The sequence below is a fragment of the Microbacterium sp. 18062 genome (genome assembly GCF_902706225.1).
Taxonomy (GTDB): Bacteria; Actinomycetota; Actinomycetes; order Actinomycetales; family Microbacteriaceae; genus Microbacterium.
The window spans coordinates 1-10,778 of sequence record NZ_CACSKB010000082.1 but is presented as its reverse complement, the minus strand read 5'-3'; the positions used below and the strand labels follow the sequence as shown (position 1 = coordinate 10,778).

Sequence of the window (10,778 nt, the reverse complement as noted above, 5' to 3'; positions counted from 1 at the left end):
AGAGACAGCCTTGCCCCTCCCTCCCGCATCCGACGCCGAACCCACACCTTCGACGCCATCCCACACGTTCCTGCGCGCTGAAACGTATGGGTTCGACAACAACAGGTGGGTTCGGGAGGAAGGGATGATCGACGCATGGGGTCGTCCGCAGGGGAGGGATGCGGCGTGACCATCCCCGGCCCCATCGACCCGCCGGCACGTCTGCTCATGGGCCCCGGCCCCATCTCCGCGTACCCCTCCGTGCTGCGCGCGATGTCGGCTCCGCTCGTCGGTCAGTACGACCCCTTCATGACCCACGCCATGGGCGAGACCCAGGAGCTCTACCGGCAGGTGTGGGGCACGACCAACGACGCGACCGTGCTCATCGACGGCACCTCGCGCGCGGGCATCGAGGCGGCGCTGGTGTCCCTCATCCGTCCCGGCGACCGCGTGCTCGTGCCCGTGTTCGGGCGGTTCGGGCACCTGCTCGCCGAGATCGCCGAGCGCGCGCTCGCCGAGGTGCACACGATCGAGACCGCGTGGGGGCAGGTGTTCGCGCCCTCCGCGATCGAGGAGGCGATCGTGCGGGTGCGGCCGACGCTCCTCGCGCTCGTGCAGGGCGACACGTCGACCACCATGAACCAGCCGCTCGGCGACATCGGCGCGATCTGCGCGAAGCACGGCGTGCTCTTCTACTCCGACGCCACCGCCTCGCTCGGCGGCAACGACTTCGAGGCCGACGCCTGGGGGCTGGATGCGGCGACCGCAGGTCTCCAGAAGTGCCTCGGCGGCCCCAGCGGCTCGGCGCCGCTCACGCTCTCGGAGCGCGCGGTCGAGGTCGTGCGCTCCCGGTCGAAGATCGAGGCGGGCATCCGCGAGGACGGCGATGCGTCCGCATCCGACTTCGTCCGCTCGAACTACTTCGACCTTGGCATGATCCTCGACTACTGGGGTCCGCGCCGCCTCAACCACCACACCGAGGCGACGTCGATGCTCTACGCGGCGCGCGAGTGCGCGCGAGTGCTGCTGCTCGAGGGGCGGGATGCGGCCATCGAGCGGCATCGCGTCGCCGGGGCCGCGATGCTCGCGGGCGTCGAAGCGCTGGGGCTCGTCGTGTTCGGCGACGTCGCGCACAAGATGAACAACGTGGTGGCGGTCGAGATCCCCGAGGGCGTGCCGGGGGATGCCGCCCGCCAGGCGCTGCTCGAGGATTTCGGCATCGAGATCGGCACCTCGTTCGGTCCGCTCCACGGCCGCGTGTGGCGCATCGGCACGATGGGCTACAACGCGCGGAAGGACGCCGTGCTCACGACCCTCGCCGCCCTCGAGGCGATCCTGCGCCGGTTCGGAGCCGCGGTGCCGGCGGGCGCGGGCGTCGAGGCGGCCGCCGACGTGTTCGCGGGTCGAGGCTGATGCCGGCGCTGCTCGAGGCCGATCCCGACCGCATCGCGTCGGCGGCGCGTCGGGTGATGGCGCGCTGCGATGAGCTCGCGCGCGTCACGGCGATGCCGGGCGGCATCGAGCGCGTCTACCTCTCGCCCGAGCACGCGCGCGTCAACCGCCTCGCGGCGGAGTGGATGCGCGAGCTCGGCATGCGGACGCGTCAGGATGCGGCGGGCAACCAGATCGGTCGCCTCGACCGCATCGTCGGCGACCGGCTCGACCCGGACGCCCCCGCGCTCGTCATCGGATCGCACCTGGACACCGTGCCGGATGCCGGACGCTTCGACGGGATCGCGGGCGTGCTGATCGGGCTGGAGATCGCCCGGCTGCTGCGCGTCCCGATCGGCGACGGCCGGTTCGGGGTGCCGCTGCCCTTCGCGATCGAGGTGATCGCCTTCTCCGACGAGGAGGGCACCCGGTTCGGCAAGGCGCTGCTCGGATCCTCCGCGGTGGCGGGCCTCTGGGCCGACGACTGGTGGGCGCTGACGGATGCCGCCGGCACGAGTCTGCGGCAGGCGTTCCTCGAGTTCGGGCTCGATCCGGCGCGCATCGGGGAGGCCGCGCGGCGCCCCGACGAGCTGGTCGGCTACCTCGAGGCGCACATCGAGCAGGGCCCCGAGCTGCATCGGCGGGGCGAGGCGCTCGCCGTGGTCTCGTCGATCGCGAGCGCGCGGCGCTTCCAGCTCGTCGTCGAGGGCGAGGCGCGGCACGCGGGCGGCACGCCCTACGACATGCGTCGCGACGCTCTGCTGGGAGCGAGCGAGGCCGCGCTCGCCGTCGAGCGGATCTGCCGCGAGGAGCATCACATCATCGGCACCGTCGGACAGCTCGAGGCCTTCCCCGGCGCGGTGAACATCGTGCCCGGCGAAGCCCGGTTCTCGCTCGATCTGCGCGGCGAGTTCGACGGGGAGCGCGACCGGGTCTGGGACGCCCTCACCCGGGACCTCGACGCGATCATGGGTCGGCGGGGACTGCGCTGGCACGCCCGCGAGGTGCACAACGCGGCCGCCGTGATGTGCGCACCGCTCCTCCAGGACGTCGTCCGCGAGGGCATCGTCGGAGCCGGGTCCTCCGGCGGCGACGAGCCGCCGGTCATCTTCAGCCGCGCCGGGCACGACGGCATGTCGATCGGGGCGATCGCCGACGTCGGGATGCTGTTCCTCCGTAACCCCGACGGCATCAGCCACCATCCGGACGAGGCGGTGTCCGCATCCGACGTCGCCCTCGGCATCCGGGCGCTCGCCGACTCGGTGCTGCACCTCGCCGCAGACCGCCGCTCCTGACGCTCAACCCAGAGGGGGCGGGGCGGCTCGTGGCGGGCGGATGCGGGGGCGCCGGGGCATTCCGCAGGTTACGGCGCGTGAAGCGCCGTGACGGCGGTTGACGCCCGGCACCCGATACCGCTGCCGTGGGGGTCAAGCTGGGGATCTCCGCATCCGCAGCGCACGAGGAGCACCCATCATGACCGCGAACCCGCCCCGCCTTCGACTCGGCATCGCCCTGGAGGGCGCCGGGTGGCATCCCTCCGCCTGGCGGGAGCCGTCGTCGCGGCCGCGCGAGCTGTTCACGCCGGAGTACTGGGTCGATCTCGTGCGCCGGGCCGAGGACGGCGGCGTCGATTTCGTCACGATCGAGGACTCCTTCGCCGTGCAGTCGAGCGATCCCTTCGCGCCCGACGACCGCATCGACGAGGTGCGGGGCCGGCTCGACGCCGTGCTGATCGCGTCGCGCGTCGCCCCGGTCACGTCCCGCATCGGGCTCATCCCGACCGCGACCGTCACGCACACCGAGCCCTTCCACGTCGCCACCGGCATCGCGACGCTCGACTACACGAGCCTCGGCCGCGCCGGCTGGCAGCCGAAGGTGTCGGCGCGCAGCGACGAGGCGCGCCACTTCGGCCGTCGCGAGATCGCCGGGTTCACCGGCCCCGGCGACCCCCGGCTGCAGGCGCACGTCGACGCGATCTTCGCGGAGGCCGCAGACGTCGTCGAGGCGGTGCGCCGCCTCTGGGACAGCTGGGAGGACGACGCCGAGATCCGCGACGTCGCGACCGACCGCTTCCTCGACGCCGACAAGGTGCACCGCATCGACTTCGAGGGCGAGTGGTTCAGCGTGCGCGGGCCCGCGATCACCCCGCGGCCCCCGCAGGGGCAGCCCGTCGTCGCCGCCCTCGCCCATGCCGAGGTCCCCTATCTGTTCGCCGCCCGTTCGGCGGATCTCGTCTTCGTGACGCCGATCGACGCGGAGGACGTGCCGCGGGTGCTCGCCGAGGTGCGCGCCGCCGAGGAGACGGTCGGGCGCGAGGGCGAGCCGCTGCACGTCTACGCCGATCTGGTGGTGTTCCTCGACGGCGAGGGGGAGACCGCATCCGCCCGCGTCGCGCGGCTGGACGCCCTCGGGCGCCCCGTCGCCTCGGACACCCGGATCTTCGCGGGCTCCGCCGAGCAGCTGGCGGACGCCGTCGGCGAGCTGGTCGCGGCCGGCTACGCCGGGGTGCGGCTGCGGCCGGGCGTCGCGACCGACGACCTGCCGCGGATCGCGGGCGAGGTCGTCCCCGAGCTCGTCCGCCGCGGGCTCCTCCCCGCGGGCGTCGCCGACGATGTCCCCGGCGACGCCGCCGCATCCGATGCCGAGCCTGCAGAGAGCCTTCGAGGCCGGCTCGGCCTTCCCGCCACCGTCCCGAACCGGTACGCGGCCGTCGCCGTCTGAGCAGATCAGGAGCATTGTCATGAGCACGGCACCCCGAAAGCAGATCATCCTCGCCGCGTACGTCGGCGGCGTCAACGAGCACACCCTCTGGGAGCACCCGGATGCGGGCAGCCAGATCGAGTTCGACACGTTCCGGCAGGTGGCGCAGACCGCCGAGCGCGGCCGGTTCGACTACTTCTTCCTGGCCGAGGGACTGGCGCTGCGCGAGCGCGCCGGCCGGGTCTTCGAGCACGACATCGCGGGCCGTCCCGACACCCTCGCGGTGCTCGCCGCCCTCGCGGCGGTCACCGATCACATCGGCCTCGTCGGCACGCTCAACGCGACCTTCAACGAGCCCTACGAGCTCGCCCGTCAGCTCGCCAGCCTCGACCACCTGTCCGGCGGGCGTGCCGGCTGGAACGTCGTGACCAGCTGGGACGCCTTCACGGGGCAGAACTTCCGCCGTGGCGGCTTCCTCTCGCGGGACCAGCGCTACACCCGCGCCGAGGAGTTCGTGGGCGCCGTGCGCGCCCTCTGGGACTCGTGGAGCGAGGACGCCGTCGTCGCCGACAAGGAGAGCGGCGTGTTCCTCGCGGACGCGGATGCCGGCACGTTCGCCCGCCACGGCGAGCAGTTCGACATCGAGGGGCGGTTCACGGTGCCCCGGAGCCCCCAGGGGCACCCGATCATCGTGCAGGCCGGCGTCTCGCCGCAGGGCCGCGACTTCGCGAGCGCGAACTCCGACCTCATCTTCTCGCCGTTCCACCGTCTCGCCGAGGCGCGGGAGTTCTACGCGGACATCAAGGCCCGCGCCCGCGCGCACGGCCGCAACCCCGACGACCTGAAGATCATCCCGAGCACCGGGTTCGTCCTCGGCGACTCGAAGACGGATGCGCAGGAGAAGGCGCGTCACATCCTCGAGCAGCAGCTCAGCGATCGCGCCGTGCAGGTGCTGATCGAGCAGCTCTGGAACCGCGACCTGTCGGCGTACGACCTCGACGGGCCGGTGCCCGAGATCGAGCCGGACCCGGAGGCGCCGCCGATCATCCAGGGCCGCGCCTTCATCCACCAGGACCGCTTCGACACGGTGCGCCGCTGGCGGGAGCTGGCCGAGACGCGGGGGCTCAGCATCCGCGGGGTCGTCGCCGAGGTGTCCGCGCGCGCCGACTACATCGGCACGCCCGAGCAGGTCGCCGACGAGCTGGACTCGTTCATCCAGAACGACGGCGCGGATGGCGTGGTGCTCGGCGGGCACGTCACGCCCGGCGGCATCGACGAGTTCGTCGATCGCGTCGTGCCGCTCCTCCAGGAGCGCGGGTCGTTGCGCACCGAGTACGAGGCGACGACGCTCCGCGGCAACCTCGGGCTTCCGATCCCGGGGCGTGCCCAGGCGCTCGCGACGACGGCCTGACACGAGGAGCCTGGCATGAGCGCACCCACCGTGAACCCCGTCGGCAGCGGCGTCGACCGCGCGCAGTTCGGCCGCGACTGGGAGGACTGGCACCGTGCCCACGAGGCGCGGCGGGCCGATCTGCTCGGCTTCCTCGCAGTGACCGGGCTCTACTGGCTCGGCGTGGAGGAGATCGCGCTGCCGGATGCCCCCGGCCGCTGGAGCACCGGGCCCGAGGGGCCGCTCGTCGAACTCGCCGATGGCGAGGTTCTCGAGCTCGACGGGCAGCAGGTGCGCGGCCGCCACGCGTTCGGCCCGATCCCGGAGCGCGGCGGGTACACGCTCACGTTCCGGGACGGCGACGTGCAGGGCGCGGTCGAGATCGCCCGCCGCGGCGGTCACGACATCGTCCGTCCGCGTCGCGCCGACCACGCCTACCTCGCCGCGTACGCCGGCACCCCGACCTACGTGCCGAACCCGCGCTGGCGGGTGGACGCCTCGTTCGTGGAGTTCGCGGCACCCCGCGCGACCGAGGTCGGCTCGGCGGTCGACGGCCTGCTGCACGTCTACGCGGCCCCCGGATACCTGGAGTTCACGTTCCGGGGCGAGGCGTTCCGTCTCCTGGCGCTCCCCGGGCGCCGGGAGGGCGACCTGCTCGTGCTGTTCACCGACGCGACGAGCGGGCTCACGACGTACGCGGCGAACCGCAGCGTGACGGTGCCCGCGCCGGATGCGGACGGCCGCACCGTCATCGACTTCAACCGGGCGGTCAACCTGCCCTGCGCATACACGGACTTCGCCACGTGCCCGCTGCCGCCCGCGGAGAACCGGCTGCCGATCGGCATCGAGGCGGGGGAGAAGACCCCGCTCGGACGGGTCGTCGCCGACGCGTCGGTGGGGGCGCCCGCGTGAGGTTCCAGCTGCTCGACATCATCCCGTACCGCGCGGATCCGCTCACCGGGCGTCAGGTGACGCCTGCCGAACGGTTCGCGCAGACCGTCGAGCAGGCGGTGCGCGCCGAGCAGCTCGGCTTCGACGCGGTCGCGATCGGAGAGCGCCACGCAGGTCCCTTCCTCTCCTCGGCGCCCACGGTGCTGCTGGGCGCGATCGCGGCGCGGACGAGCCGCATCCGGCTCAACTCGGGTGTCACCGTGCTGCCGGTGCTCGATCCGGTGCGCGTCGCCGAGGACTACGCCACGATCGATCAGCTGTCGCACGGCCGGCTGGAGCTCACGATAGGCAAGGGCAACGAGGTCGCGCAGTTCCCCCTCTTCGGCTACGACATCGACGACCAGTGGGAGCTGCTCGCGGAGAAGTACGCGCTGCTGCACCGTCTGTGGCGGGAGGAGGACGTCTCGTGGACGGGCGAGCTCACCCGCCCGCTGGCTCACGTCACGACCCTGCCGCGTCCCTTCGCGGGGCCGCCGCGGGTCTGGCACGGCTCGGCGACGACCCTTTTCTCGGCCGCCCTCGCCGCCCGGTTCGGCGATCCGCTGTTCAGCGCGAACGCCATCCAGCCGCTGGAGAACTACGGCGTGCTCGTCGACCACTACCGGTCGGAGTACGCCCGGCACGGCCACGGGCCCGGGCGCGACTACGTCGCGGCGGGAGCGGGGGCGCTGTTCCTCGCAGACACCTCGCAGGACGCGGTGCGCCAGTACGGGCCCGTGTACGACGCCCTGGTCGCGGCGACCAACGTGCCCGGCAACAACACCCCGTACCGCGACATCGCGCACGCCGTCGCCGAGGGGCCGGTGCTCGTCGGCACGGCGCAGCAGGTCATCGACAAGATCGGGCGGTTCCACGAGCGGCTCGGCCACTCGCTGCAGTCGATCAGCCTGCCGACGACGGTGCCCTTCGCGCAGCAGCTCGAGATCCTCGAGCGATTCGCGACGGAGGTGATCCCGGTGCTGCGGCGCGAGCTGCCCACGACGCTCTGGACGGACGCGGACCCGTTCGGCACGCGCGCGGAGGGCTCCGCGGCCGCGGCCGCCCCGGCGATCGCACGGTGACGGACCCCGCGCCGCGCGACCGGGGCGGGGCGCGCGCAGCGCTGTGGTGCTGTCTCGGTGCGGGGTTCACCACTCTGGTCGACGCCTCGGTCGTCGCGTTCACCGCGCCCGACGTGCAGGCCACGCTCGGGCTGTCGACGGCGGGTGTGCAGTGGTACCTGGCGTGCTTCTCGCTGGCCTTCGGACTGGGTCTCGTGCCCTCGGGGCGGCTCGGCGATGCGTTCGGGCGGCGGGTGCTGTTCCTCGGCGGGCTTGTGCTCTTCCTGGTCGGGGGAGTGCTGTCCGCGGCCGCGTTCGATGGCGTGCTCCTGGTCGGCGGCCGTCTCGTGCAGGGCTTCGGCGCGGGGTTCATCAGCGCGCAGGTGCTGGGCGTCATCCAGGATCTCTACCGGGGTCACGAGCGCGTGCGCGCGCTCGCGGCGTACACGGCGGCGGGAGCGCTCGCCGCCGTGGTCGGTCCCGTCGTGACCGGCATCGTCCTGCAGACGGTTCCGCCCGATGTGGCGTGGCGGATCGTCCTGCTGATCCCCGTGCTGTTCGCGGCGGCCACGATCGTGCTGGGCCTGCGCGGGCTGCCGCGCGACACCCGTACGCGGCGAGCGGTCGACCTCGACGTCGTCGGCATCCTGGCCCTCGGGGCGCTGGCCGTGCTCGTCACTCGGCCGGTCATCGATCCGGGGATGCCGGCGCCCGCGATCGTCGCGATCGTGGCCGTGTGCGGACTGCTCGTGGCGGGGCTCGTCTGGTGGGAGCGCCGATACGCCGGCCGCGGGCGGCTGCCGCTGTTCGCGCCGGCGCTGATGCGCTCGCGGGGATTCGTCACCGGCAACGTGGTGGCGCTCCTGTGGTTCGGCAGCATCCTGGCGGTCGGCACGATCACGACCGTCACCTTTCTCGACCAGGGGATCCCCGCGCTCGTCATCGCCCTGGCGCTCGTGCCGAGCGCGCTCGCCCGGATGCTGGCCGCCCGGGTCGCCCACCGCCTGTTCGTGCGGCACGGCGCGCTGATCGTCGGGTACGCGACGATCGCGCAGACCGTGTTCCTGGCCGTTCTGGCCGGGGCGGCGCTCCTCTGGGACGGCTGGGCGCTGTTCGCGGCGGCCGCCGTCATCCAGATAGCGGCGGGCGTCGCCTCGGGCATCGTCGAACCGCCGCTGCGGGCGGTCACGCTGTCGTTCGCGCCGGCATCGGTGCACGGGGTGGCGGCGTCGTTCCTGCAGCTGACGCAGCGGCTGTCGGCCACCTTCTTCGTCGCGCTCGCGACCGGGCTGCTGCTGGGCGCCGGCGGGCAGGCGACGGCGGAGTCCCTACGCGGCGCGGTGCTGATCTGCGTGGCCGCGTCGGCCGTCTCCGCCGCGGCGGCCTTCGGGCGGGACTTCCGGAGGCCGCCGTCACCCCACGTTGCCACGGGGTGACCGGTGCGCCGTCCGCCGCCGCGATACTGGAGGGGTGACGGCACGACCCTGGCGACTCCTCGAGGTCGAGTGGCACGATCCGCGCGCGGTAGCGCTGCGGGAGGCGATGGACGACGACATCGGCGAGCGGTACGCCGATCGGTTCGGCGGGCGCAGCCCCGAAGAGGAAGAGGCGGCCGGCCGTGCATTCGGCATCGATCCGACGACCATCGTCGTGACGGTCGTCGTGACGGATGCGGACGGCCGTGACATCGGCCACGCGGCGCTCCGCCGGCTCGGCGACGAGCTCGAGATCAAGCGGGTGTTCATTACGCCCGCGTCCCGGGGGACGGGTGCCAGTCGGTTCCTGATGGGCGAGCTCGAGCGGATCGCCCGGGAGCTCGGTGCATCCCGCCTCATCCTGCAGACCGGCGATCGGCAGCCCGAGGCCGTCGCGCTGTACGAGCGCCTGGGGTACACGCGCATCGCGATCTTCGATCCGTACACGGCCTACGACTTCTCGCTCTGCTACGAGAAGGTACTCGCGGAGTAGGTGCGTCCCGCGGGCGCCCCGGAGGGATTCCGCGAGGGCGCCTGCGAGGGTGCCGGACCGCGAGACTGCAACGGAGCGCCGAGACCGTGGGGAAACCCCACCGTCTCGGCGCCCACATGCAGTCTCGCGGCCCACATGCAGTCTCGCGGCCCCCAGCACCCGCGGCCCCCCAGCACCCGCGGCCCCGAGCCCTGTCCGAACGCGTGGAGATCGTCTGCGGCGGCGGGATCGGCAGGACCGGCACCGCCATCGCCCTTCTCGCGGTCATGAGCGGGATCGAGCCCGACGGCGCCGTCGGCTGGGTCCGCGCGAACTACCACCCCCGAGCCGTCGAGACCCGCCGTCAGCGCGACTGGATCGTCACCGCCTCTGCGCGCTTGCCCCGCTGACCCGAGCATCTCCGCGAGGCGGAGGGCCTTCGAGTCCGTCGCTGGTCGTCAGCGACCCAGGCGCGGAACCCGTTCCGCGCGGGCGCTTCGTCTCGCCACGCTCGCTCAGCGACCGAGCTTTCGCACCTCACGACGGCGAGCAGATCCGCGATGTCGCCTACGCACACGAACGCTGCAAACCCGGATATCGGGTGCATCGCGTCGACGCGGATGCGGTCACGCTCACTCCGACACGGATGCGCCCGCACTCAGCGCGGCGCGACGTCGATCCCGAACGTGAGCAGGTCGATCCAGTGTCCGGGCTCGACCTCGAGAGGGCCCTCGCGCTCCGGCAGGCGCCGGAACCCGATCTTCGCGTAGAGCGCGTGGGCGCCGAGCATCTGCGGGCCGCTGTTCATCACGACCCGGTGCGAGCCGCGCTCGGCGGCGAGGGCGATGACGTGGCGGGTGAGCGCCTCGCCGACACCGCGACCGCGGGCGGATGGCGCGACCGCCAGCTGCCGGAAGTCGGTCTCGCCCGGCTCCGCGACGGGCGAGAGCGGACGCCCCTCGCGTGCGACCCACACGGTGCCGAGGACGACGCCGTCCGGGTCGGCCGCCACCCACACGTCGCCCTCGCCCAGACGCCCGGCGACGTCGCGGAGGGAGGCGACGTACTCCTCCGTCAGATCGCCGTAGCTCGCGGTGTACGCCTCGACGGTGACCCGACCCGCCGCCTCGTGCTCCTCGGGCCGCACCGGCCGGATGTCGAAGCCGCGTGCGTCGCCGCTCGCCTCGGTCGCGGCGCGCTCGACCGTGCTCACGCCGCGCCCGTCGACGCGTGCACCGCGCCGACCGCCGCGCCCGCCCCCACCGATGCATCCGCACCGCCCGCCGTCGAGCCGCCCGCGGCCGCACGACCCGCCGCGCCCGCGCCGCCGGCCCCCGCCG

The 10,778-nt window shown here is 73.3% G+C and carries 10 protein-coding genes; 9 read left to right on the top strand and 1 reads right to left on the bottom strand.

The window, feature by feature from the left end; genetic code table 11:
* Positions 1 to 207 precede the first annotated feature (207 nt).
* From GVL03_RS18220 to GVL03_RS18180, 9 genes are all read left to right on the top strand, one after another.
* On the top strand, positions 208 to 1,392 hold the full coding sequence (locus GVL03_RS18220; protein WP_200847237.1) for an alanine--glyoxylate aminotransferase family protein: 1,185 nt from the start codon (positions 208 to 210) through the stop codon (positions 1,390 to 1,392).
* Entirely contained in the window at positions 1,392 to 2,705 is a 1,314-nt protein-coding gene (locus GVL03_RS18215; protein ID WP_159502431.1) for an allantoate amidohydrolase, read from the top strand. The genes GVL03_RS18220 and GVL03_RS18215 overlap by 1 nt, the downstream gene beginning before the upstream one ends.
* 178 nt (positions 2,706 to 2,883) lie before the next feature.
* A complete protein-coding gene (locus tag GVL03_RS18210; RefSeq protein WP_159502430.1) occupies positions 2,884 to 4,131 on the top strand; it encodes an LLM class flavin-dependent oxidoreductase in 1,248 nt (415 codons plus the stop codon).
* Positions 4,132 to 4,150: 19 nt separating this feature from the next.
* Positions 4,151 to 5,521 carry an NtaA/DmoA family FMN-dependent monooxygenase gene (locus GVL03_RS18205; protein WP_159502429.1) on the top strand — a complete coding sequence of 457 codons (1,371 nt, stop codon included), beginning with the start codon at positions 4,151 to 4,153 and terminating at the stop codon, positions 5,519 to 5,521.
* Positions 5,522 to 5,536: 15 nt separating this feature from the next.
* A complete protein-coding gene (locus GVL03_RS18200) occupies positions 5,537 to 6,412 on the top strand; it encodes a DUF1684 domain-containing protein (RefSeq protein WP_159502428.1) in 876 nt (291 codons plus the stop codon).
* Positions 6,409 to 7,512: an LLM class flavin-dependent oxidoreductase gene (locus GVL03_RS18195; RefSeq protein ID WP_159502427.1), complete on the top strand. Its 1,104-nt coding sequence runs from the start codon at positions 6,409 to 6,411 to the stop codon at positions 7,510 to 7,512. Before GVL03_RS18200 ends, GVL03_RS18195 begins: the two co-directional genes overlap by 4 nt.
* Positions 7,509 to 8,927, top strand: a complete 1,419-nt coding sequence (locus tag GVL03_RS18190) for an MFS transporter (RefSeq protein ID WP_159502426.1) — start codon at positions 7,509 to 7,511, stop codon at positions 8,925 to 8,927. The genes GVL03_RS18195 and GVL03_RS18190 overlap by 4 nt, the downstream gene beginning before the upstream one ends.
* Before the next feature lie 34 nt (positions 8,928 to 8,961).
* On the top strand, positions 8,962 to 9,459 hold the full coding sequence (locus tag GVL03_RS18185) for a GNAT family N-acetyltransferase (RefSeq protein WP_235038232.1): 498 nt from the start codon (positions 8,962 to 8,964) through the stop codon (positions 9,457 to 9,459).
* Between the two features lie 203 nt (positions 9,460 to 9,662).
* The gene (locus GVL03_RS18180; RefSeq protein WP_200847236.1) at positions 9,663 to 9,848 is read left to right on the top strand and encodes a hypothetical protein; all 186 of its coding nucleotides are present in this window, start codon (positions 9,663 to 9,665) and stop codon (positions 9,846 to 9,848) included.
* Between the two features lie 248 nt (positions 9,849 to 10,096).
* Here the strand turns inward: GVL03_RS18180 and GVL03_RS18175 are convergent, their stop codons facing one another.
* Positions 10,097 to 10,651 carry a GNAT family N-acetyltransferase gene (locus GVL03_RS18175; protein WP_159502425.1) on the bottom strand — a complete coding sequence of 185 codons (555 nt, stop codon included), beginning with the start codon at positions 10,649 to 10,651 and terminating at the stop codon, positions 10,097 to 10,099.
* Positions 10,652 to 10,778 lie beyond the last annotated feature (127 nt).